The organism is Mesorhizobium sp. LNJC394B00 (assembly GCF_000502555.1).
GTDB lineage: Bacteria > Pseudomonadota > Alphaproteobacteria > Rhizobiales > Rhizobiaceae > Mesorhizobium.
Genome location: NZ_AYWH01000007.1, coordinates 58,810 through 82,671 on the forward strand (window position 1 = coordinate 58,810; position 23,862 = coordinate 82,671).

Below are 23,862 nucleotides of genomic sequence, written 5' to 3' on the forward strand. Positions count from 1 at the left end.
GGCGGGGATTTGCCGGGCCTCGTTGACCCTTGCGGGGCAGGGGTTCAGCCTCAGTGGCGACCCGGAAAGAGACTATGAGCGAACCTCATGCGGACGGCGCCGGCGAGCTGTCTATAATGGAGCGCTACGGCGACCCAGCAGCAGAGCGATGCCCAACGCCGGAAGCGTCGCCGCCGCGACGGCGAAGAAGACGAATTGCAGCCCGGTCGACGCAGCGACCAGGCCGAGCGCCGGACTGCCGAAGCCGAGCGCCACGTCGAGGAAGACGGTGTAGAGTCCCATGGCCAGGCCGCGGCTGCGCGACGGAAGACGGCTTACGGCCTCGGCGCCGAGGCCGGGATAGACCAGCGAGTAGCCGAGGCCAGTCAGGCCCGCTCCGATCGCGGCGACAACAGGCCCGGTCGCAAGCCAGATCAGCATCAGCCCTGCCGCCTCGACCGCGACGAAGATCACAGCGACGCGTGCGCCCCCAAGCCTGTCGGGCAGGTGGCCGAAGCACAGCCTTGCCACGATCAGCGACGCGGCATAGGCCGTGAACGGAAGCCATACCGGCTGCCAGCCCCGCTCGGCGAAGAGCAGGGCGCCGAAGCCCAGAATAGCACCATAGCCGAGGCTGCTGAAAGCAGCTCCGACGCCAGGAAGCCAGACCGCTTTCGCCACGCTCCTCCATGATTGCGGCCCGCTGCCCGCGACGGCGCTGGTGCCGCGCATCGGCAGGATGGCAAGCAGCGTCGCCAGCGGCAGGACGATTGTCGCGAGCGCGATCGCGGTGAAACCGCTCGCTGCATAAAGCGCAGATCCGGCCGGCGCCCCTAGCGCGAGCGCCGCAAACATCGCCGTGCCCACCCAGGCTATGACTTTTCCTGAGTTCTGTCCGCCCGCAACGGAGAGGCCCCAGGCGACGCCGCCGGTGATGATGAAGCTCTCGGACGCGCCCAGTACCGCCCGTCCGGCGAACAGGGCCGATGCGGACGCTACCGGCCGGTCGAGCAATACCAGCGAGCCGAGGTAAAGTAGCCCGGCAAGGGCAGCGGCAATGAGGCCGACGACGACGGCGCGCTTGCCGCCGCGTCCATCGGCATAGTTTCCAGCCCCGATGCGCGACAGCATCGAGGCGACGAACTGGCTGCCCGTCACCAGCCCGACTGCGAAGGGGCCGAAGCCGAGCTGCTGGTGAAGATGCAGCGGCAGGACGGGTAGCGCCAGGCCGATCAGCAGGAAGCCGGCGAAGACAGCCGCCATGATCGGCGCCAGTTCCGCCATGACGCCATTTCGGTCTGATATCCGCGCCATTTTGGTCAATCGGTAATCCAACTGTTCGGATCAGTAGCGTTCGTAGGTCACGCGCCAGCCTTCGGCCGGGTTGTCAGGAGTGAGGACCAGTTTGTTGTCCGAGACCTCGAATTTGCGTTTCATGCTCTTGCCGACAAGGTTGCGGACCAGGGAGGACTCGATCGTGATGACGAAGGTCTTGTCCTGGTCGTTGATGGCGACCGGCCCGTAATAGGCTTCGTAGCCATTCGCCGTGTAAGGCGTGTCCGGCGCCTTGGGGTCGGGGTTCTGCGCCTGCACCGAGAGGGTGCCGGCCTCGGTGAAGATGACCTGGCCGAAATATGGCACGGGCTTGAGGTTTCCCTCTGCCCCGGCCTCGAGCGAAATCATGCGCCATGCGCCGATGATCGCGGATTCTTGCGAGAGAGCCGGCGTGGCGACCGAAAGGGCAAGCGCAAGGGCGGCAATCTTTAATCTCATAGTCATATGTCGTTGTTCCTCTTCTGAGTTTTGGGTGCGCACAGGCCGTCCGCCCGATTGCTGCTCACACCGAAAGCATGACCTTGATGGCGCGACGCTCGTCCATGGCGCGATAGCCTTCAGCGACCTCGGCCAACGGCAGCTTGAGGTCGAAGACCTTGCCGGGCTTGATCCGACCTTGCAGCACACGGTCCATCAGGTCGGGCAGGAAGCGGCGCACCGGCGCCGGGCCGCCCAGCATGCGTTTCTGGCCGAAGAATAGTTTTTGGCCGTCGAAGTTCACGCCGTGCGGCACGCCGACATAGCCGATGGTGCCGCCGGGGCGGGAGCAGGCCAGCGCCTGGTCGAAGGATTCTCCCGTGCCGACGCATTCCAGCACGGAGTCCGCGCCGACGCCCTTGGTGAGTTCCTTGATGAGGGCCACGCCTTCCTCGCCGCGCTCAGCGACGATGTCGGTGGCGCCGAACTCGCGGGCGAGTTTTTGGCGGCTGGCGTGCCGGCTCATGGCGATGATGCGCTCGGCGCCCATCTCCTTGGCCGCAAGCACGCCCATCAGGCCGACCGCACCGTCGCCGACCACCACCACCGTCGATCCTTCGCGGACCTCGGCTGCGTCGGCCGCATACCAGCCGGTGCCGAGCACATCGGACACCGCCAGCAGGTCAGGGATGAGGTCGGCCGGCGGCACCTCGGCGGTGGCGACCAGTGTGCCATCGGCCAAGGGTACGCGAGCGTAAGGCGCCTTCGCGCCCGACATGAACTCGCGCTGCACGCAAGACGACTGGAAGCCGAAGCGGCAATGCGGGCAGGTATTGTCCGAGAGGCAGAATGACCCGACGACGAACTGGCCGGGGCGGACCGTGCGCACCTCTGCGCCGACCTCGACGACGATGCCGCAATATTCGTGGCCCATATGCATCGGCCCGGCGACCGGCTGCAGCCCGCGATAGGGCCACAGGTCCGAGCCGCAGATGCAGCTTGCCGACAGCTTGATGATGGCGTCCGTCGGCCGCATGATTTTCGGATCGGCGATTTCCTCGCAGCGTATGTCGCCCGGTTTGTGAAGAACGGTTGCAAGCATGTTGGTTCCTTCCGAGGGGAGAAGATCAGCCGCCGTAGTCGGCGTCGCTGACATGTTCCAGCCAGTCCACGACCTTGCCGTCCTTGACCTCCTGGAGGGCGATGTGGGTCATGGCGGTCCGAGGCGACGCGCCGTGCCAGTGCTTTTCGCCGGGAGCGAACCAGACGACATCGCCCGGATGGATTTCCTCGACCGGGCCACCTTCGCGCTGCACGCGACCGAGGCCGGAGACGACGATCAGCGTCTGGCCGAGCGGATGCGTGTGCCAGGCGGTGCGGGCGCCGGGCTCGAAGGTCACCTGTGCGCCTTGAACCCGCTCGGCGTCGAAGGGATTGAAGAGCGGATCGATCCGCACCGTTCCGGTGAACCAGTCAGGCGGTCCCTTGCCGGAAGGCCTGGTGCCGGCGCGAAGAATGTCCATGGTGATCTCCTTTGCGTCCTCAAATGCGTTCGATGCGAAGCGGGAATTTGCCGCGAATGTGCAGGGCCTGCTCGCCCTCGTCGAAGCGGCCAAGCCTGATCAGCCCCGGATGGCGGTAGTCGGCGTAGAACATGGCCAGGTTGCCCCACGGCATGAAATAGCACAGGTCATAGGGCTGCTCGTCGGCGAACGGACCGCTTCCCTCCTCGGTCAGCTTGCGCGGCAGATAGGCGATCTTCTCGTTATGGGCGTAGTCCTCGATTTCGAGGTCGAGCGGCAGCATGGAGAAGAAGTCGTGCGCCGACGGATTGTCGTAGAGCGTGGCGGTCATGGTGCGGCCGTTGAAAACCATCCTGATCTTCATGTCGGTGGGCTCCTGGCTGACGGGAGATTGGCCTTCCTGGCCGGCGGCTGTGCGAGGCAGGGCCGCCGCCGCGAGCGCGGCGCCGAGCAATGTCCGGCGGCTGAGCGGCGCATGTTCGTTCGTCACGGCAAAGACCTCCGGGCCATATGCGCTGCGGCAAGGGCGGCGACCGCCGATCCGCAGAGCAGCACCGCGCCCAGAGTGAACGGTCCCCACCAGCCCACCGTATCGAACAGCGTGCCGCCGATCGCGGCGCCGCCGGTGATGGCGAACTGGATGACGGCTACCTGCAACCCGCCGCCGGCCTCCGCGTCGTTCGGCAATGTTCGGCTGAGCCACGTGCCCCAACCGACCGGCGCGGCCATGCCGAAGAAGCCCCAGGCAACGAGCAGCAGCGCTGTGGGACCCGGGAGTGCACCGAGGGCGATGAGCGCAGCGGCCAGCGCAGCCATGACCAGCGGGATGACGGTGAGAATGCTGAACAGACGCGTGCGCAAAAGCCGGCCGACGCACCATGTGCCGAGCACCCCGGCCAGCCCCATCGCCAGCAGGACCGCCGAGAGGGCGGCGATGTCGAGCCGCGTGACGTTCTCGAGGAAGGGCCGCAGATAGGTGAAGAGCGCGAACTGGCCCATGAACAGCATCATGATCGACGCCATGCCGGTAGCGACAGGAAGACGGCCGAGCAGCGCCAGCGGATTGCCGGCACGATTCCTGCGGCGCGGCGGCAGCGCCGGCAGGCTTGTCCACTGCCAGGCCAGCGCCAGGAGGCCAAACGGCACGACGAGGAAGAAAGCGCCGCGCCAGCCGACATAGGCGCCAAGAAAACTGCCCAGCGGCGCCGCGATGGTGGCCGCAATGGCATTGCCGGCGTTCAGCATGGCGAGACCCTTCGGAACCATGTCTTGCGGCACGAGGCGCATGACGATCGCGGTCGACATCGACCAGAACCCGCCGATCGCGATGCCGAGCAGCGCCCGGCCGACCATGAGCAACGCGTAGTTCGGCGCGAAGGTGACAGCCAGACCGGACACGATGAGGAGGAGGGTGAAGCCGGTCACGACCAGTCGGCGGTCGATGTGGCGCGTGAGGCCGGCGACCAGCAGGCTGGTCACCACGGCGAAAGCGCCCGAAATCGAGATCGCCTGTCCCGCGCGGCCCTCGGTGATGCCGAGATCGGCCGCTAGCGGCGACAGCAGGCTGATCGGCATGAATTCCGACGCGATGAGCACGAAAACACACAGCGCCATCGACAACACCGCGCCCCATGCGGCGCGGTTTTCAACAAGCCTTGTGTCGTATGTGGTTTCCATGATTGGCATCCTGGCAAAGCGGCCGGACGGATCAGCCGCCGTCGCTGCCAGAAGATATTGCAGGGGAACCCATTTAAGTAGACTAAGTAATCCGCATGGACTTATCTGCTCATGATATGAATGTCCGGCGGGAGGTGCCCTATGCAGCGCGACGGCATGAAGGATCTGCTCTGGTTCGTGGCGGTCGCCAGGGAGCGCAGTTTCACCAGGGCGGCGGCAAAGCTCGGAACCTCGCAGTCGACCCTGAGTTCGACAATCAAGGAGCTTGAAGCTCGCCTTGGCGTCCGCCTGCTGACGCGTACGACGCGGAGCGTCTCTCCGACCGAGGCCGGCGAGCGACTATTCCAATCTCTCGTTCCCCGCTTCGAGGAAATCGAATCCGACCTTGCAAGCCTGGTGGCGTTTCGCGACAAGCCCTCCGGAACGGTCCGCATCACCCTGTCCGACCATGCGCTCCAGACGACCGTCTGGCCGAAGCTCGAGCCCTTGCTCAACGACAATCCCGACGTGCGCGTCGAGCTCTACAGCGACAACGGCATGAAGAACATTGTGGAGGAGCGCTTCGACGCAGGCGTGCGGCTTGGCGAGAGCATCGACAGGGATATGATCGCAGTGCGCATCGGGCCGGATTGGAGGCTCGTGGCCGTGGCTTCGCCGGACTACTTTTCCCGCCATCCGGTTCCGACCGCGCCCCAGGACCTGGTCGATCACGACTGCATCAATATGCGGCAGGCGACGTTCGGCGGATTGTATGCCTGGGAATTCGCCAGGGATGGCCGCGACCTTCGTGTGCGGGTGGAAGGCCAGCTCACCTTCAACTCGTCCATTCCCATGATCGAGGCTGCGACAAGCGGTTTCGGGATCGCCTATGTCCCGGAAAACCTCGTCAGCCACCACATCGCCGACGGACGCCTCAGGCTCGTGCTCGACGACTGGAGCCCGCCATTTGCGGGCTATCACCTCTACTATCCGAGCAGGCGACAGCTCTCCCCTGCGATGGCGGTGATCATCGACGCGCTCCGCCATCGCATCTGACCCGAGACTGTTTGGATCATGAAGCTGAGCTTGGTAATTGGCAGGTTCTACCTGGGCATTGCCCGGCTGTTCATGCCGCCGCTGGAGCAGGCGCTGCGCCGCCGCTGCGATTTTGTTGGTGGAGGGCTTCCAAAAAGGAAGAACCGGAATCCCGACCGGGAAGCTTATGCCACCCGATCTTTTCGCCGGTTTTTCCGAACTGTTGAATTTTGTTTCTGGAGTGTGTCTGNCGGGAAGCTTATGCCACCCGATCTTTTCGCCGGTTTTTCCGAACTGTTGAATTTTGTTTCTGGAGTGTGTCTGGGGGGATGCTGGCCGGCCGCTTGTTGGCCCTTGCGGGGGAGGGCTCATGCGGACGGCACTGGCGATGCTGTCCTCTGGCGGTAGCGCCGACTTTCGCGCTGATAGCGCTGCTGACCTGTGTTTTCAAGGGCGATGTGCTCTGCATGAACGGGCAGGGCGCTTGGCCACTCAGCGGCATGGTGCCGATGTATTTGCTGATGAGCGCCTTTCATTTGGCGCCTTGGCGGAGGCTTCGCCGACAAGGCGCCGCCTGGCACCCTTGCAACCAACCCGAAAGCATTCGGGTGGTCTTGCAAACAGACTTTAGCTTTCAGGTGCATAGCACTATAAGGCACACGCTTTGTGCTGGTCCCCGCCGGGGATCGGAAAAATCAGGGGCGCGCCTATGCCAAGACTGAATGCACTCGTTGTAGGAAACGCCAAATACGATGACGGCAATAACCTGAAGAACCCAACCAACGATGCCGATGATATTGCTGAAGTGCTCGCCAATGGCGGGTTCAGTGTCACCAAGTTACTAAATGCCACCTACAAAGAAATGAAGAAAGCGATCAAGGCGTTCGAAAAGGTTTCGGATAACGGCGGAGCGGTGTCCGTCTTCTTCTTTGCGGGCCATGGTGTAGAGGTCGATGGGGTTAACTACCTAATCGCAAAGGATACCGAAGCCGACGACAAGACGGATATCGAAAGCGGAGCTCTCTCGCTGAACGAGGTGCTGAGTCGTATGGAGCCCAAAGGCGGTGCCACTCGGACTAGCATTGTCATCCTTGACGCATGTCGGGAGAATCCTTTCGAGCGAAAATGGCGTAGCTCCTCGCGGGGATTGGCTCCGGTCTATGCGCCGCGCGGAACCTTGGTCGCGTTCGCAACTTCGCCAGGTCAGCTATCCGGCGACGGCGTCGGTCGGAATGGTCGCTACACCGGTGCCTTGCTTAAGCACATCGAGGAACCGGATTTGCCCGTCGAAGCCATGTTCAAACGTGTGCGCAATACGTTGGGAGCCGCCACCAAACAGAAGCAAATCTCGTGGGAGCACACCTCTTTGGCTGGCGAGTTCTATTTCAACCTTAGCGCCGCAGCTAGCATCGAAAACTATAGCGCCAGCGCTATTAAGGACAGCACGTTTGTGCTCGATGAAAGCAAGCGCTCGCATAGGGTCGTTCGCGCTCTTAAGAGCCAAAACTGGTACACACAGAATCCTGCCCTTGAGGCCGTCAAAGTGGACCAGCTTGATGGTGCTAGCGCTGATAGCCTGTTCGTCCTCGGTCGCAACATTTTGCAAGCTGCCAGCGGATCAGCGAATGCGGCAGTAGATTGGGTTCGAAACTTCCGAGACCGTACGAGAGGAATGAAGGCAGCAAAGCGCAAGGCCTTGCTCGATGGTATCTTGTTTGAAATTTTTTTCGATTCCGATGGCGAACTCCGCAGGCGGCCCAAGGCGAACTATTTCAGCGAGGCGTTCGAATTGGAGCAATTTCCGGAGTTTAAAGACAGCTTCGACTTTATCGCCGGCGCTCTTTCATCCCACGCGCGTGACTACTTCGCTCTACCAGGGAAGAGCCAGAAGGTCACCGTCGATGTTCATGTTGATAGCCAGGCGCAGGTGACCGGAGTTTTTGTCGGTGGCAGGAACTATCTTCTAAGAGAAGACGATGTATTCGATGTCGATGATGATGATGATGACAACCTAGTTTATCGGAGGTGCGATCGCGAACGCTTTGAGGACGATCTCGTCGGGCAGATGCTTGTGCCTAAGCGCTTGCTAAAGATCGTCTACAACAAGCCGATGAAGGGCCTGGACACGCTTAAGTTCCCGTACGGGTTTGACGTTCACCGGCCGGGCACTGCCCGCTCGTGATTGTTAGAGGCGGCAATGTCGACGAGGTTTGATTGCCATGCGCGCCGTCCTGAAAAAAGTCTCTTCTTTAGAATTCAGTGCCCGAAACTGCCATTCGGCCTCCGGCCCACAGGGCTGCCGGCAGGGTATGTGCCTCAATCGGCCGTTCCTCGCCAGTCAGCGTTTCGTGAGGTCGATGTTGAGCCGGTCTTTGTAGACGCTGATCCGCTTGCGAGCGCGATCAACCACATCCTCGAAAAACAGCATCTCCTCGTAAAGCTCGCCGAGAACCCGATCGTTTTCCGGGTCTTGTAAAGGGCTGGACCGGAAATAGCCTTTGCCGGTCGGAAATCGGGTGTAGCCGGTCATCCTAAGTCGGTTGACAGTGTCGCCTATGAGGTAGCCGTAGAATTTCTTCAGCCGACCCTTCGACTTCGCAGCTAAGAGATGAGCATACTCGGATAGATCACCGATATGCTCGTCCATGCTGACTCCCGGCGCCTTGAACTCGACGATGATCGCCGAGCCCTCTTTGCTAAAGATCGCGATGTCCGGCCGCAGCGCTCCATTTGCGTCAGTCCTCTCCGTCAGTATCCGCTCGAAATCCTCGTCTATGCCATCCTCGAAAAGTTTTTCGGCATCGGACCACTCGATCTGCGAAAGCAGTTTATCCGAGGCAATGTAGTCGTAGTATTGGTATTCTTCGCTCAGCAGCCAGATATCGTGGTCTGACACCTCGCTGCTGTCCTTCCTCATAGGAAAGAAGATGCTGTGAATGATGCGCTCGTCCTCGCGCCGCCCCACAACTCCGGTTTGCACGTCGAGCCTCTTGTCGCAGGCAAGCGACAAGATTTCGACGATTGCCGCGCGACGAACCACGAGCTGGGACAAATTGGCCATGTCGAAGGTCTTGAGCGACGAAGTGTAGCGCCACGACAACTCGTGGACCTTCTGGCGGAAGTCAGCTGAGTGAGGTTCGGCCCGTGCGATCTCGTCCTTCAGGTCAAAGATCTCCGCCGTGTCGGCGATGATGCGGTCCTGATACTTCTTCAGGACGCGCTCCGCGACGGACTTGGCTGTGTCGCCATAGACCACCCGCGTGTCGGTGTCGGTCAGCATCGGTGGCGACACGCCGAACTTTTCTGCTGCATGAGCGATGACATCGTCGCGGCTCCAGCCCTTAGGCGTGACGAATTGGTCGATAATCGGGTCGATCTGTTCGTATAGCGCGGCGTAGGACACGGTTTCGTTGGTGAACATGTCCTCCGTGGGAAGCTCTTCGGGAATGCCTTCGAAGTCGTCACGCTGCTCGTTCACGCGCCGGTCTAGCAGCGCACCTTCAATGAGGACGATGTGGTGAAACCCGCTCACTGCGCTGTTCTGCTCGGTCTTGGTCCGGAGATAGCGCGACGTGATGTCCTTGGCCGGTGATGATTTCGCGCAGAGTGAGATGGCGTTTCGTGGAAGGTCATACTGCGCCGCGTCCAGTTTGTAATGGGAAAGCTGAAAGCTTTCGGAGCGCCCCAGCGCCTGGCCGGTCCGTGGGTCGCACTCCTCTACCTCCACCGCGCGGACATTCGAAACGGGGGGCAGGTCGCGTGCGCGCAGAGTTTCCGTCTCCTCGACGCCGTCGGGGGAGGTGGTCCTGAAGACCATCTCGAAGTCGCCCAATTCAGTCTTCAGGCTCACCAGTCTCTGCAGGAAGGCCATGAGGATGTGTCGCCTAATGTTTGCCGCAGAGAAGGTGCTAGTAATCGTGTCGATTGCGTAGACGCGCTCGCGCGTCGAAAACTTCAATCCAGACAGGGTAATCGTGGTGCCAATGTCGTTGATGACACCCTCCGCAATCGCGAAGTTGTCGAGTTCGAGCTTCTTCCGCCCGTCCGTGGGAAGAAGCGTCCGCTGAAGCACGCGCTCGCCTTCGCGGTAGGTGCTCCTAATGCCGACGCTCGCGAAGTGATGGAAAAACTGGATTCGACCTGATCCCTTGCATTTTCCGATCCCCGCGATCGCGAGATCGTCCTTGTAGGACGTATCCTTTGTGAGGAATGCGTTCGTTTGCTCGTCCCCCATGCCGCAGCCATTGTCCGTGCAGGAAATGGAAAGGTCGATCTCTTGCTTCAGCAGGTCAGTCGCGAAGAGATTGACGGATAGAGTAACTCGAAGACTTGCGTCGGTGGGATCAATGCTCCGTCGAATCAGGAAGGCGTCAATCGAATTCGAGATCAACTCCTCTACTACCACGTACCGGTTGGAGCTGAGCTTGGTGTTCTTCAGGCTTCCGCGAATGTCTAGCGTCATCATCTAATCCGTTGGAAGCCTTCCGCGACCGTGACGGGGTCGTGGCCTCGAAGTCAAGGGCACTCGACGCCGTCCTATAGCGTGATGGCAAAATCTACTTTTGCACGGCTTGGCCTAAGCCGCCATTTCCGGAAACGGCCCAAAGGCGACTTCAGAATACTGCTCGTCAATGACCGCTTCTAGCGCAAAACGGTCAGAACAACCATGTTGATCGATTCGCCACCCCGCCACCCCCTTGCCATCTCTAAATTCTCATCCTAATCTCGCTGAGAAAACGTTTTCCCAAAACCTCGCAGCATCCACCACCCACCCACATCGACACACCACAGCCCAGTAAGAGAAAACCTTTTCCCAGATTGAGGACCGACACCCGACCAATGCCCTCCGACACCTCGCCAGCACCCGCCAAGCAACCCGTCACCCTGCGTGAAGTCGCGGCGATGGCTGGCGTCAGTGTGGCCACGGCCTCCAAGGCGCTGAACGGGCAGGGGCGGATGACCGCCGAGACGCGGCAGCGCATTCGCGAGACGGCGCAGCGGCTCGGCTTTCGCCCCAACAGCCTGGCGCAGAGCCTGCTGCGGCGGCGCTCCTTCACCGTCGGCCTGTTGACCAACGATACCTATGGCCGCTTTTCACTGCCGGTCATGTCGGGCATTTCGGACGCGCTGGTCGATGCCGGTGTCTCGGTGTTCATGTGCAATGTCGAGGACGACCCGCGGCTGGCGCAGCTGCATGTCGAGGCGATGCTGGACAAGCGCATCGACGGCATCATCGCCAGCGGCAAGCGCATCGACCGCCATTTGCCGGTCGACCTCGCCAATCTCGGCGTGCCCGTGATCTACGCCTTCAGCCAGCCCGATCCCGGCGCCGTCGCCTTCGTCTCCGACGATGCCGGCGGAGCGCGGCTGGCGGTCGAGCATTTTTGCCGCCTCGGGCGGCGCCGCATCGCCCATGTCAGCGGTCCCGCCAGTTTTGCCGTGGTGAATGAGCGGGCACAGGCTTTTCGCGATGTGCTGGCCGAGCACGGCCTGCCGGTGACAGAGCCCTTGCTCGGCTCGTGGTCGGAAGCCTGGGGGCACGACGCCGTCGGAAAGCTGTTCGACGGCCCAACGCTCTTCAACAAGAAGGGAGAGAAACCCGATGCGGTGTTCTGCGGCAACGACCAGATCGCGCGCGGCGTCATCGATGCGCTGCGCGAGCGCGGCTTAGGCGTGCCTGATGATGTCGGCGTCATCGGCTTCGACAATTGGGAGATCGTGGCCGAGGCGACCCGCCCGCCGCTGTCCTCGGTCGACATGAACCTGGCAGCGCTCGGCCGCGAGGCCGGCCTCACACTGCTTTCGCTCGTCGGCGGCCAACCCGCCGCGCCGGGCATTCGAAAACTGCCGTGCCGGCTGGTGGTGCGTCAGTCATGCGGCCGTCCATTGGGCGGCTAGGAGAACGCGCGGCGCGATCTGCGGCGCAACAGGGAGGAGAAGAAAACCATGAGGAGGAAAACCATGAAGACCATGATTACCGGGTTCGCGCTCGCCGCGAGCATCATTGCCTTGCCTGCAATGGCCGCCGACACCGCCAACATCTGGGTTCGCGCCGACGGCTCGAACTTCATGCCGCGCATCGTCGATGCCTTCAACAAGGGCCATGAGAACCAGGTTAAGCTCGACATCATTCCCAATGCCGAGATCATCCCGAAATATGGCGCCGCCGCCGCCGGCGGCACGGCGCCCGACGCGCTGTCGCTCGACCTGATCTACACGCCGTCCTTTGCCGCCGCCGGCCAGCTCGAGGACATCACCGATTGGGCGAAATCGCTGCCTTATTTCGCCAGCCTGTCGCCGGCGCATGTCAAGACCGGCACCTACAAGGACCACATTTACGGGCTGCCGTTCTCGGCCGATGCCTCGGTGCTGATCTGGAACAAGAAATTGTTCAAGCAGGCGGGTCTCGATCCCGACAAGGGGCCGGCCAACTGGGCCGAGATCGAGGCCGATGCCGAGAAGGTCAATGCGCTTGGCGGCGACATCAAGGGCTTTTATTTCTCCGGCAATTGCGGCGGCTGCAATATCTTCACCTTCACGCCGCTGGTGTGGGCCTCGGGCGGCGACATCCTCTCCGAGGACGGCTCGAAGGCGACGCTGGACAGCCCGCAGCTGCGCGGCGCCATCGACCTCTACCGCTCGATGGTCAAGAAGGATCTGGTGCCGGCCGGCGCGCAGACCGACACCGGCGCCAACTTCTTTGCCGCCTTCGCCACCGGCAATATCGGCATTTCACCGTCCGGCGCCTTCGCCATCGGCGCGCTCAACACGCAGTATCCGGATATCGATTATGGCGTCACCTTCCTGCCGGGCAAGGACAGCGGCTGGTCTTCGTTTGCCGGCGGCGACAATTTCGTCGTCACCAAGGGCACCAAGAAGCTCGCCGTGGTGAAGGAGTTTCTCGACTTCGCCTATTCGCTCGAAGGCCAGACCATCCTGGCCAAATACGGCAGCCTGCCGGTGCGCGGCGACATCGCCAAGGAGGCGCTGAAAGATCTCGATCCGCGCTACCAGATCGCCGCCGAAGCCATGGCCAAGGGCCGCACACCCTATTCCGTGGTGTTCAACGACCTGATCAACTCGGCCAACGGCCCGTGGACGCAGATGATCAACGAGGTCGTCTTCGGCGACGACGTCGATGGCGCCATCGCCAATGCACAAGAGACCATGCAGTCGATCATCGACCAGGCGCAGAAATAAGGACTGGCCGGCGGCGAGGGCGGTGCAACGCCCTTGCCGTCGCGGGTCCTGATCCGGCCGCCCGGTCCGTCTCCCTGGACGGGCGGCCGGCGCTCCTTACCCTCCCCACAAGGGGGAGGGTAAATGACCATCACCACCACCACCCCGCCACGCGCCAGGAAACTGGTCGGTGCCGGCCGCCGGCAGTGGATCGGCCTGCTCTATGTCGCGCCGGCCGTGGCGCTGGTCGTCGTATTCTTCATCATCCCGCTCGGCATGACGGCCTGGATGTCGCTGCACAACTGGCCGCTGATGGGCGAGCATTTTTACATCGGTTTCGACAATTACCGGGCGATCCTGCGCGACAACCGTTTCTGGAACGCGCTGAGCTTCACCGCCTACTACACCGTGATCGTCACCATCGTGATCTTCGCCGTCGCCTTTCCGCTGGCGCTGTTCATCGAAAAGCCCAGGCGGCTGACCGGCTTTTACCGGACATCCTTCTTCATGCCGGCGGTCGTCGGCTTCGCCTCGGCCAGCCTGCTGTGGTCGTGGCTGCTCAATGTCGATTCCGGCCTGTTCAGCCCTGCCGCCTACGACCTCGGCCTGACCGCGAAGAAGTTCAACCTGCTGGCGACCTTCCAGCCGGCCTTCTGGTCGATCATCGCCATGGTCGTCTGGAAGGTGGCGGGCTTCACCATGATCATCCTGATGACCGGCCTGCAGTCGATCCCGACCGATCTGCAGGAAGCCGCGATGATCGACGGGGCAGGGCCGTTCGCGCGCTTTCGCGCCATCACCCTGCCGCTGATGCGCCGCACGCTGGCGCTGGCGCTGATCCTGTCGATCGCCGGCTCGATCCTCGCCTTCGACCAGTTCTACATCATCCTGCGCGGCGGCCCGCGCAACCAGACGCTGACCGCCGTCTACTGGATCTTCAACCAGTCCTTCGTCTCGTTCAAGCTCGGCTATGGCGCCGCTTTGTCGATGATCCTGCTGGCCATATTGGTGGCGCTCAGCCTGGTTCAGCTGTGGCTGCTGCGCAAGCCGGAGGGCATCGACTGATGGCGCAGGCAAGAAGCCGCAGCAGCCGCCTCTGGCTCAGGATCGCCGAGCATTCGACCGGCATGATCGCCTCAGTGCTGTTCATCGCGCCGATCGTCTGGGCCGTGCTGTCGACCTTCAAGCCGGCGCAGGAGGCGCGCCAGCCGCCGCTGCCGCCATGGCCGACGACAGGCTTCTCGGTCGAGAACTACCGCACGCTCGACACCTTTGGCGACGGCCTCTGGCTGCCGGCGCAAAACAGCCTCTACGTCGCCTCCATGACGGTGGTCCTGTCGGTGATCGTCAGCGTGCTCGCCGGCTACGGCTTTTCGCGCTTCCGCTTTCCCATGAAGGATGTGCTCTTCATCGTCATCCTGTCGACGATCATGATCCCGTTCCAGTCGATCCTGACGCCGATCTTCCTGGTGCTGACCAAGGTCGGCCTGCACAACACGCTGACCGGGCTGGTCCTGGTCTACACCACGCTGCAACTGCCGTTCTCGATCTTCATGATGCGCAACGCCTTCGACGCGGTGCCGCGCGAGATCGAGGAAGCCGCGCGCATGGATGGAGCCAACAACGTCACCATGCTGCTGAAGGTGATGCTGCCGCTGGTCTGGCCGGGCATCGTCACCATCGCGCTGTTCGCCTTCCTCGGCGCCTGGAACGAATTCCTGGCCGCACTCGTGCTGATGACCGACCAGTCCAAATTCACGCTGCCGATCATGATGACGGCGCTGCAGTCGGGCCGCTTCGGCGCCATCGACTGGGGCGCCGTGCAGGCCGGCGTCACCGTGATGATGGTGCCGTGCCTGGTGCTCTTCCTGTTGCTGCAGCGCTTCTACATCCGCGGCCTGATGGCCGGCGCGGTGAAATGACCCGCCGTGAAATGACCAATATCCAACGGAGTGACACGATGACCGTTCAACCATCCGCCAAGCCCGGCAAACTCGCCTTCCGCCCACTGCCGGTGCCGCAGGTCGATGTCCGCGGCTTCTGGGGCGACCGTGTCGATGCCGTGGCGTCGCGCACCGCCGACATCCTCTACGAGCGCTGCGTCGAGGCGCGCATGCTGGAGCAGATCGACCCGGACCGGCCCTCGCCGGGCGTCGTCATTCCGTTCCATTCGCCGTCGCCCGACGAGGCTGCCAGCCCCGGCTTCACCGGCTCGACGGTGACGACGCAGATGTTCTGGGACTCCGATTGGGGCAAGACCATCGAAACCGCGGCCTATTCGCTCTACCGGCGCAAGAACGCGGCACTCGAGACGAAGATCGATGCCGTCATCGACCTCTACGGCAGACTGCAGCAGGAAGACGGTTATCTCTCCAGCTGGTACCAGCGCATCCAGCCCGGCAAGCGCTGGACCAATCTGCGCGATTGCCACGAGCTCTATTGCGCCGGCCATCTGATCGAAGGCGCGGTCGCCTACTACCAGGCCACCGGCAAGCGCAAGCTGCTGGATATCATGTGCCGCTATGTCGACCATATCGCCGACACCTTCGGCCCGGAGCCGGGCAAGAAGAAGGGCTATTGCGGCCATGAGGAGATCGAGCTGGCGCTGGTCAAGCTGGCGCGGGCGACCGGCGAGCAGAAATACATGGACCTGGCCAGGTATTTCATCGACCAGCGCGGGCAACAGCCGCATTATTTCGACGAGGAGGCGCGTGCGCGCGGCGCCGACCCGAAGGCCTATCATTTCAAGACTTATGAGTACAACCAGTCGCACAAGCCGGTGCGCGAGCAGGACAAGGTCGTCGGCCATGCGGTCAGGGCGATGTACCTCTATTCCGGCATGGCCGACATCGCCACCGAATATGGCGACGACACGCTCAGGGTAGCGCTCGACCGTCTGTGGAACGATCTCACCACCAAAAACCTCTATATCACCGGCGGCCTCGGGCCATCGGCGCACAATGAGGGCTTTACCAGCGACTACGACCTGCCCAACGAAACCGCCTATGCCGAGACCTGTGCCTCGGTCGGCCTCGTGTTCTGGGCCAGCCGCATGCTCGGCATGGGTCCCAACGCCCGCTACGCCGACATGATGGAGCGGGCACTCTACAACGGCTCGATCTCCGGCCTGTCGCTCGACGGCTCGCTGTTCTTCTACGAGAACCCGTTGGAGAGCCGGGGCAGGCACAATCGCTGGAAATGGCATCGCTGCCCCTGTTGCCCGCCCAATATCGGCCGCATGGTCGCCTCCATCGGCAGCTATTTCTACTCCCTGTCGGATGATGCGCTGGCCGTTCATCTCTACGGCGACAGCACCGCGCGCTTCGACATATCGAACCGGGCGGTCAGTCTGATTCAGACCAGCAATTATCCTTGGGATGGCGCGGTCTCTATCCGGATCGAAGCCGACGCGCCGGTCGAGTTCACCTTGCACCTGCGCGTCCCCTCCTGGTGCGGCAAGGCGGCGCTCAAGGTCAACGGCGCCGCGGTCGATCTGGACGGCATCACCAGCGACGGCTATGCCGCGATCCGGCGCGAGTGGCGCCAGGGCGACCGGGTCGAACTCGATCTCGAAATGTCGATCGCCCGTCTGTTCGCCAATCCGGAGGTGCGTCAGGACATCGGCCGCGTCGCACTTGCGCGCGGTCCGCTGATCTATTGCGTCGAGGAGACCGACAATGCCGGCCAGTTGCATCGGATCGCTCTGCCGCGAACGGCAAAAATCGAGGCGCATGCCGAGCCGAACCTGCTCGGCGGCATCGTCACGCTTTCGGCACTTGCCAGCAAGGAAGTCCAGGAAAACTGGGAAACCGGGCTCTATCGCACCGATCCGCCGGCGGTGAGCGAAACGAAAATCACCGCTGTCCCGTACTTTGCCTGGGACAACCGCGAACCCGGAGAGATGCTGGTCTGGCTGCGGGACGGATGAGTTAGAGGCTGACAAACGCCGTCAGCGGCAAATGATCCGACGCAACCCGCGACAGCGGCGTATCATGGGCTTCCACCGACGAGACCATGCCGTGCCGGTTGGCCATGATCCGGTCGAGCGCCAGCACCGGCAGGCCTGAGGGAAAAGTCGGCACCGCCGCCGGCGTGAAACCAAAGGTGGCGTGCAGCGTCTTGAGCGCCGAGCGGTTGCCCAGCCGCCATTCGTTGAGGTCGCCGAGCAGCAGGGTCGGCCTTTCATCCTGGTTGCTCATGATGTCGAGCACGACGCGGGCCTGCTCCGAACGCGAGCGGCGCAACAGGCCGAGATGCGCGGCGATGACGCGCAGAGTGCGCGTTTCGTCGAGGTCGATCTCGGCAACCAGCGCGCCGCGGGGCTCCAGTCCCGGAAGCTTGATCTGATGGACGTCGCGCACGGTGCCGCGCTTGAACAAAAGCACGTTGCCGCGCCAGCCATGGCCCTTGCCGCTTCCGGAAACCGGCACCGGCACAAGCCCTGTTTCGTGTTCGATCCGGGCAAGGTCGAGCAGCCCGGCGCGATCGCCGAAGCGGTTGTCGGCCTCCTGCAGCGCGATGACGTCGGGGCCGATCTCGCGGATGACGCGAGCGGTCCGTTCGGGGTCGAACCTGCGGTCGGTGCCGATGCATTTGTGGACGTTGTAGGAGGCGACCACCATCTGGGCCCCTTCAATGTGCTTGCGCGGCGTCGCGTTCGCCTTGCGCGCTTTCCTGCCGCGGATCGACAGGAGCACGGTTTCAGGAAGGCTGCGTCCGTTTATGTCCATAGGCCTGCTATTCGATGTCCTGATTCTTTGTTCTATGCATATCGTTCTCTCACAACCGGGACCACTTCGAGGCGGTATGCATTAGAGATAGGGCGATCCCAGCCATAACAACCGGTCAAAAACCCGGATGAGAAATGGCCGCGCTTTCAAGGTTGCGAGTGTGACGGGTTTGGCGGAAGCGATTGCCGCTCCGATGCGCCCTTCGATCTCGGCGGCAAAGCCGGTATCCAGCACCTCCAGGTCGATTTCGAAATTCAGCCGCAGCGACCGGGCGTCGAGGTTGGAAGAGCCGACATAGGCCCAGACGCCATCGACCGACAACAGCTTCGAATGGTCGAATGACCCTTCATGACGCCAGACGCGGCAATAGTGCTTCAGCACCTGGTCGTACTGCGCCGTCATGGCGCGGCCGACCAGGAAGAGATTGTTGACCGCGGGCACGACGATGTCGATCTCGACGCCGCGCCGGGCAGCCGTGACCAGCGCGCTGACAAATTCCCGGTCCGGCAGGAAATAGGGCGACATGATGCGGATCGATTTGCGGGCGACGGAAAATGCCCCCGTCAGCAATTTGTGGTTGGTTTCGATGCTGGCGTCCGGCCCCGACGCTACCGCCCGCACCAGGATCGGCTGACCGGGAGGCGGCGAGGGCTTTTCCACGTGCCAGACCTCGTCCTTGAGGGCCTCGTTGCCGGCAAAACGCCAGTCTTCGGCGGCAACCGCGAACAGGTCGGCCACGACGGGCCCCGTGACCTGGAAATGCGTATCCGCCGAACTGGCGCTGCCGGCGAATTCGGCCGAGAATCCCTTGCGGATGTTCATGCCTCCCGTGAACGCCACCACACCGTCGACGATCAGGATTTTCCTGTGCGTCCTCAAATTCGCGTAGGGAAGTCTCAGGCCCATGACGATGTTGCCGTTGAACAGATCGACGGTGACGCCGGCTTCCCGGAGTGTCCCAAGAATGCTGGGCACGGAATAGCGCACGCCCACCGCATCGATCAGCACGCGAACCGTCACACCGCGCCGGACCGCTCCGGCCAGCGATCCGACAAAACGTCGTCCGATCTCGTCATTGTCGAAGATGTAGGTCTCGAGCAGGATGCTGCGCCGTGCGCCGTCGATCGCCCCGCACATTGCCGCGTAGGCTTCGTCGCCGGTCCTCAGGATGGTGATTGCATTTCCCGAAAGCAGGCCGCGCCGCGCCACCCTGTCGCCTAGCGTCTTCAGGCCGGCAAAGCGCTGGCCGAATTCGGCTGAGATGAGTGTTTCGAGCGCAATGTCGTGGTCGTGTTTGGCTGTCTCGGCTTCACCGGCGACGGGCCGCATGGCGCTGATCGTGGCGCGGCGGATGCGGTTGATGCCGGCAATGGCATAGATAATCGCGCCAAGGAACGGCGACAAGATCATCACGCCGACCCAGCCGGTGGCGGCGCGCACGTCTTCCTTGGTCATGATTGCGTGGACGATGCCGATGGCGGCCATCAGCATCGGAATGATCACAAGGATTAGAGGCCAGTAGGTCACAAAGGTCTGCCACATCGGCAGGACTATCGAGCCAGCGGCCGCAGAAGGCAATGCAACGGATCAACCAGGACGGAGGCGCTCGCGCCTCAGTCCTTCGCCCGCTCCACATAAGCGCCATCGGCCGTCATCACCACCACGCGGGTACCCGGCGCGATGTGCGGCGGCACCAGCGTGCGCACGCCGTTGGAAAGCACGGCCGGCTTGTATGACGAGGACGCCGTCTGGCCTTTGGTCGTCGGCTCCGTCTCGACCACTTCGAAAGTAGCGCGCTGCGGCAGCACCAGGGCTATGGCGATGCCGTTGAACTGCGAAATCTGCACCGCCATGCCTTCGAGCAGGTAGGGCGCCATGTCGCCGACCACGCTTTCCGGCACCGCGACCTGGTCGTAGCTTTCCGGGTTCATGAAGTGATACCCCTCGGCGTCGGCGTAGAGGAAGGTGTGCTCGCGCTCCTCGACATAGGCGCGCTCGACCTGCTCGGTGGTGCGGTAGCGCTCCGAAACCTTCACCCCGTCGGAGATGCGGCGCATGTCGAGCTGGGTGACCGGCGTACCCTTGCCAGGGTGGATGTTTTCGGCAAAGAGGATCACGTAAAGCTTGCCGTCCTTGTCGACGACATTGCCTTTACGGAGCGAACTGGCGATGACCTTCACCACGGTTTTCAATCCTAGACTTCGTTGGCCTGAAACGATCGTTCGGCGCAAATCGGCTGCGAGAGCCGTCGCCGTAGCGCATCTTGGCCCGAACCGCCAGCCCTGTCAGCAATTCCGTTGCCCGGCAAACCCATGACTGGCGCTTCGCCCTGGTGGACGCCGGATGTTCACGCCGACCGCCGGCCGCGGCTGATGGCGCGTAACGCCATAGCTGCCGCAATGCGCAGCTGGTTTGGCGAGCGCGACTTCATCGAGGTCGAGACGGCGGCGCTGCAGATATCACCGGGCAATGAGGCGCATCTCTCCGCCTTTGCCACCGAGGCTATCGGCGCCGACGGTGCGCGCCGGCCGCTTTACCTCCACACCTCACCGGAATTCGCCTGCAAGAAGCTGCTTGCCGCCGGCGAACGGCGCATCTTCAGCCTGGGCGCCGTCTGGCGCAACCGCGAGCGCGGTCCTTTGCATCACCCGGAGTTCACCATGCTCGAATGGTACCGAGTCGGCGAAACCTATGAGAGCCTGATGGCTGATTGCGCCGAACTGCTGAAGCTCGCGGCTGAGCGGGCCGGCGCCAAAACCTTCCGCTTTCGCGGCCGCGAGGCCGATCCGTTTGCCGAGCCGGAACGCGTGAGCGTGGCGGAAGCTTTTGCGCGTTACGCCGGCATCGATCTTCTTGCCACCGTTTCTGCCGATGGCGGCACAGACCGCGCCGCACTTCATGATGCTCTGGTCAAGGCCGGCCTGCGCACGGCCGACGATGACAACTGGGCCGATTTGTTCAGCCGCGTGATGGTGGAAAAGGTCGAACCGATGCTGGGGCAGGGGCGGGCCACAATCCTCTATGGCTATCCGATCTCCGAGGCCGCCTTGGCCCGGCCGAGCGCGGAGGACCAGCGCGTGGCCGAGCGCTTCGAGCTCTATTGCTGCGGCGTCGAGCTCGCCAATGCTTTTGGCGAACTGACCGATCCGGCCGAGCAGCGCCGGCGCTTTGCCGCCGAGATGGACGAGAAGGAGCGCGTCTATGGCGAGCGCTATCCGCTGGATGAGGATTTTCTCGCCGCCCTCGCCATCATGCCGCAAGCCAGCGGCTCGGCGCTTGGCTTCGACCGGCTGGTGATGCTGGCAACGGGCGCGACGAGGATCGATGACGTGATCTGGACGCCGGTCGCCACTCCTTGACGGAAATCGGCCTCGGTTAAACTCACAAACCGGTCAAGCCGCGCGTCTGTGGCGCCGCCGCGGATGGCTTTGCGGGCCGCTTGGGCGCTATGCCGCAGCGGGACAATTGCCCGTGCGCCATTGCACAAGCCGCATTGGGACAATAGATGGTGCAGCAGCCGCTACCGCCCGGCGCGGCTTCAGCCAGGACCACGCGCATGACCGATACATCAGAGGCAGCGAAATTGACCGACCGCGTCGCGGCACTGGTCGAGGCTGCCAAGCGGGCCGGCGCCGACGCCGCCGACGCGGTTGCCGTGCGCGGCCGCTCGATCGGCGTGTCGGTGCGGCTGGGAAAGGTCGAGAACACCGAAGCGTCCGAGGGCGACGATGTCTCGCTGCGCGTCTTCGTCGGCAACCGGGTGGCGAGCGTCTCGGCGACGGCGGCATCGGACCCCAAGGCGCTGGCTGAGCGCGCCGTGGCCATGGCCAAAGTCTCGCCCGAGGACCCCTATCAGGGTCTCGCCGATCCGGCTTTGCTGGTCGGCAAGGTGCGCGACCTCGATCTGTTCGACGCCACCGAGGTTTCGGCCGATCAGTTGAAGGAAGCGGCCCTTGCCGCCGAGGAAGCGGCCCTTGCAGTCAAGGGCGTCACCAATTCGGCCGGCAGCGGCGCCAGCGCCGGTCTTGGCGGGCTGGTGCTGGCCACGTCGAACGGCTTCGTCGGCCACTATGTCGCATCGCGCTTTTCGCGTTCGGCCAGCGTTATTGCGGGCGAAGGCACCGGCATGGAGCGCGACTACGAATACTCCTCGAACCAGCATTTTTCCGATCTCGACGCGCCGGAGCTGATCGGCCGCAAGGCCGGCGAGCGCGCCGTGCGCCGCCTCGGCGCCCGCAAGGCGGCGACCGGTCCGGTCAACGTTGTGTTCGATCCGCGCGTCGCGCGCGGCATTGCCGGCCATCTCGCCGGCGCCATCAACGGCGCTTCGGTGGCGCGCAAGACCAGTTTCTTGCGCGAGATGATGGGCAAGCAGGTTGCGTCGGCTGCCATCACCGTCACCGACGAGCCGCTACGGCGTCGCGGCCAGGCCTCGCGCCCGTTCGACGGCGAAGGCGTCGAGGGCGAAAAGCTGTTGATGGTCGAGAACGGCGTGCTGAAGCACTGGTTCCTGTCGACGTCCGCCGCGCGGGAATTGGGGCTGACCACCAACGGACGCGGCGCGCGCAGCGGCTCGTCGGTATCGCCGTCTTCGACCAATCTCGCCATCGAGCCGGGCGACAGGACGCCGGAAGACCTGATCAGGTCGCTGAAATCCGGCTTTTATGTCGCCGAAGTGTTCGGCCAGGGCGTCGACATGGTGACGGGCGAATACAGCCGTGGCGCATCCGGCTTCTGGATCGACAATGGTGAGCTTGCCTATCCGGTGGCCGAGGTGACCATCGCCTCCAATTTGAAGACGATGTTCCTCAACATGGTGCCGGCGAGCGATCTTGACCGCGATTTCGGCACCGCCGCACCGACGCTGCTGATCGAAGGAATGACCCTTGCCGGAGCGTGACCCGGTCATATCGGCCGGGGCCTCGGACGACCTCGATCTGCTGCGCGACGCCGCCCGCGAGGCGGGCGCGATCGCCATGCGCTATTTCGGCAAGAACCCGCAAGTGTGGATGAAGGGCGGCACCTCGCCGGTCAGCGAAGCCGACCACGCGGCGGACGCCTATCTGCGCGAGACCCTGCTTGCGGCGCGGCCGGACTATGGCTGGCTATCAGAGGAAACGACTGACGATCCGGCGCGGCTTCTGGCGCGGCGCACCTTTGTCGTCGACCCCATAGACGGCACCCGCGGCTTCCTCGAAGGTCTGCGCTCGTGGTGCGTCAGCGTCGCGGTGGTCGAGAACGGCCGCACGCTCACCGGTGTGCTCGAATGTCCGGCCAAGGGCGAAACCTATTGGGCGTTGCCTGGCCATGGAGCTTTCTGCAACGGCAAGCCGATTGCCGTGCGCGGCCTGGGTAAGACGGTCGAGATCGGCGGGCTGAAGCAGTTGATCGACCTGATGCCGCCGCAATGGCAGGGCCGGGTGCGGCGGGCGGCGCACATCCCCTCGCTCGCCTACCGGCTGGCGATGGTCGCCAACGGCACGCTCGACGCAACCTTCGTCAAGCCCAACGCGCATGACTGGGATATCGCCGCCGCCGATCTCATCTTGCGCGAGGCTGGCGGCGCCGTGCTCGACGGCCATGGCCGCGCGCCGCTTTATGCCGGGGAGATCATCCGTCACGGCGCGCTGGTCGCCGGCAGCGGGCAGTTGCTGACCGTGCTTGCCGGCGTCATTGCCGATACGGAAGCGTGATCGAAGGTTCCAAAGTCGGCAGCTTTGGGCTAGACCTGTCGCAAACTCACAATATGTGAAGGACCGAAATGGCCGCGGAAGACGGAAAGAAACAGCTTTTGCACCTGGTGTTCGGCGGCGAGCTGAAGAAGCTGGGAGGCACCGAGTTCCGCGATCTCGACGCGCTCGACATCGTTGGCGTTTATCCGGACTATCAAACCGCGCACACCGCGTGGAAGGCCAAGGCGCAAGCCAGCGTGGACAATGCCCATATGCGCTATTTCGTCGTCCATCTGCACCGGCTGCTCGACCCTGAAAGCAAGGCCGCCGGTTGAC

Annotated in this window: 21 protein-coding genes; 11 read left to right on the top strand and 10 right to left on the bottom strand. The window is 63.1% G+C overall.

What is annotated here, in order from left to right:
• Positions 1 to 111 precede the first annotated feature (111 nt).
• From X751_RS143190 to X751_RS143165, 6 genes are read right to left on the bottom strand one after another with little or no spacing between them, the layout of a single operon-like run.
• Entirely contained in the window at positions 112 to 1,293 is a 1,182-nt protein-coding gene (locus X751_RS143190) for an arabinose transporter (RefSeq protein ID WP_031247164.1), read from the bottom strand.
• 30 nt (positions 1,294 to 1,323) lie between these two features.
• Positions 1,324 to 1,758: a lipocalin-like domain-containing protein gene (locus X751_RS143185; RefSeq protein WP_245265809.1), complete on the bottom strand. Its 435-nt coding sequence runs from the start codon at positions 1,756 to 1,758 to the stop codon at positions 1,324 to 1,326.
• 58 nt (positions 1,759 to 1,816) lie between these two features.
• Entirely contained in the window at positions 1,817 to 2,833 is a 1,017-nt protein-coding gene (locus X751_RS143180; protein ID WP_023745475.1) for a zinc-dependent alcohol dehydrogenase family protein, read from the bottom strand.
• 25 nt (positions 2,834 to 2,858) lie between these two features.
• On the bottom strand, positions 2,859 to 3,254 hold the full coding sequence (locus X751_RS143175; protein WP_023682960.1) for a cupin domain-containing protein: 396 nt from the start codon (positions 3,252 to 3,254) through the stop codon (positions 2,859 to 2,861).
• Between the two features lie 19 nt (positions 3,255 to 3,273).
• A complete protein-coding gene (locus X751_RS143170) occupies positions 3,274 to 3,744 on the bottom strand; it encodes a cyclophilin-like fold protein (protein WP_023734245.1) in 471 nt (156 codons plus the stop codon).
• Complete coding sequence (locus X751_RS143165; protein ID WP_023745476.1) at positions 3,741 to 4,931, bottom strand: MFS transporter; 1,191 nt, start codon at positions 4,929 to 4,931, stop codon at positions 3,741 to 3,743. Before X751_RS143165 ends, X751_RS143170 begins: the two co-directional genes overlap by 4 nt.
• A gap of 141 nt (positions 4,932 to 5,072) precedes the next feature.
• On the opposite strand from X751_RS143165, the gene X751_RS143160 reads away from it, so the two are divergent.
• Together X751_RS143160 and X751_RS143155 are read left to right on the top strand one after the other, a co-directional pair.
• On the top strand, positions 5,073 to 5,966 hold the full coding sequence (locus X751_RS143160) for a LysR family transcriptional regulator (protein ID WP_023745477.1): 894 nt from the start codon (positions 5,073 to 5,075) through the stop codon (positions 5,964 to 5,966).
• Positions 5,967 to 6,654: 688 nt separating this feature from the next.
• Entirely contained in the window at positions 6,655 to 8,127 is a 1,473-nt protein-coding gene (locus tag X751_RS143155) for a caspase family protein (RefSeq protein ID WP_023745478.1), read from the top strand.
• Positions 8,128 to 8,283: 156 nt separating this feature from the next.
• Here X751_RS143155 and X751_RS143150 read toward each other — a convergent pair whose 3' ends face one another.
• On the bottom strand, positions 8,284 to 10,407 hold the full coding sequence (locus tag X751_RS143150) for a hypothetical protein (protein ID WP_031247165.1): 2,124 nt from the start codon (positions 10,405 to 10,407) through the stop codon (positions 8,284 to 8,286).
• A gap of 377 nt (positions 10,408 to 10,784) precedes the next feature.
• On the opposite strand from X751_RS143150, the gene X751_RS143145 reads away from it, so the two are divergent.
• The 5 genes from X751_RS143145 (at position 10,785) to X751_RS143125 (ending at position 17,052) form a co-directional block, all read left to right on the top strand.
• Positions 10,785 to 11,843 carry a LacI family DNA-binding transcriptional regulator gene (locus X751_RS143145; RefSeq protein WP_023745480.1) on the top strand — a complete coding sequence of 353 codons (1,059 nt, stop codon included), beginning with the start codon at positions 10,785 to 10,787 and terminating at the stop codon, positions 11,841 to 11,843.
• Between the two features lie 63 nt (positions 11,844 to 11,906).
• Entirely contained in the window at positions 11,907 to 13,145 is a 1,239-nt protein-coding gene (locus tag X751_RS143140; RefSeq protein ID WP_023712774.1) for a sugar ABC transporter substrate-binding protein, read from the top strand.
• Between the two features lie 123 nt (positions 13,146 to 13,268).
• Positions 13,269 to 14,189, top strand: a complete 921-nt coding sequence (locus X751_RS143135) for a sugar ABC transporter permease (protein WP_023745482.1) — start codon at positions 13,269 to 13,271, stop codon at positions 14,187 to 14,189.
• The gene (locus X751_RS143130; protein ID WP_023745483.1) at positions 14,189 to 15,046 is read left to right on the top strand and encodes a carbohydrate ABC transporter permease; all 858 of its coding nucleotides are present in this window, start codon (positions 14,189 to 14,191) and stop codon (positions 15,044 to 15,046) included. The genes X751_RS143135 and X751_RS143130 overlap by 1 nt, the downstream gene beginning before the upstream one ends.
• A gap of 38 nt (positions 15,047 to 15,084) precedes the next feature.
• Positions 15,085 to 17,052 (top strand): glycoside hydrolase family 127 protein, encoded by a 1,968-nt coding sequence (locus X751_RS143125; RefSeq protein ID WP_023747739.1) that lies wholly within the window; start codon positions 15,085 to 15,087, stop codon positions 17,050 to 17,052.
• Between the two features lies 1 nt (position 17,053).
• Here the strand turns inward: X751_RS143125 and X751_RS143120 are convergent, their stop codons facing one another.
• The 3 genes from X751_RS143120 to efp all read right to left on the bottom strand — a co-directional run bounded on the left by X751_RS143120 (position 17,054) and on the right by efp (position 20,037).
• Entirely contained in the window at positions 17,054 to 17,854 is an 801-nt protein-coding gene (locus tag X751_RS143120; RefSeq protein WP_023671569.1) for an endonuclease/exonuclease/phosphatase family protein, read from the bottom strand.
• Positions 17,855 to 17,935: 81 nt separating this feature from the next.
• Positions 17,936 to 19,396: a phospholipase D-like domain-containing protein gene (locus tag X751_RS143115; RefSeq protein ID WP_023697668.1), complete on the bottom strand. Its 1,461-nt coding sequence runs from the start codon at positions 19,394 to 19,396 to the stop codon at positions 17,936 to 17,938.
• Positions 19,397 to 19,467: 71 nt separating this feature from the next.
• Positions 19,468 to 20,037, bottom strand: a complete 570-nt coding sequence (gene efp / locus X751_RS143110; RefSeq protein ID WP_023682947.1) for an elongation factor P — start codon at positions 20,035 to 20,037, stop codon at positions 19,468 to 19,470.
• A 129-nt stretch (positions 20,038 to 20,166) separates the two neighbouring features.
• Here efp and epmA point away from each other — a divergent pair, with 129 nt between their 5' ends.
• The 4 genes from epmA to X751_RS143090 all read left to right on the top strand — a co-directional run bounded on the left by epmA (position 20,167) and on the right by X751_RS143090 (position 23,861).
• A complete protein-coding gene (gene epmA, locus X751_RS143105) occupies positions 20,167 to 21,213 on the top strand; it encodes an EF-P lysine aminoacylase EpmA (RefSeq protein WP_023745485.1) in 1,047 nt (348 codons plus the stop codon).
• Between the two features lie 197 nt (positions 21,214 to 21,410).
• Positions 21,411 to 22,754 (top strand): TldD/PmbA family protein, encoded by a 1,344-nt coding sequence (locus tag X751_RS143100; RefSeq protein ID WP_031247166.1) that lies wholly within the window; start codon positions 21,411 to 21,413, stop codon positions 22,752 to 22,754.
• Complete coding sequence (locus X751_RS143095; protein ID WP_023745487.1) at positions 22,741 to 23,547, top strand: 3'(2'),5'-bisphosphate nucleotidase CysQ; 807 nt, start codon at positions 22,741 to 22,743, stop codon at positions 23,545 to 23,547. Before X751_RS143100 ends, X751_RS143095 begins: the two co-directional genes overlap by 14 nt.
• Before the next feature lie 68 nt (positions 23,548 to 23,615).
• Positions 23,616 to 23,861 carry a DUF4170 domain-containing protein gene (locus X751_RS143090; RefSeq protein ID WP_023682943.1) on the top strand — a complete coding sequence of 82 codons (246 nt, stop codon included), beginning with the start codon at positions 23,616 to 23,618 and terminating at the stop codon, positions 23,859 to 23,861.
• The last annotated feature ends 1 nt before the right edge of the window (position 23,862 follow it).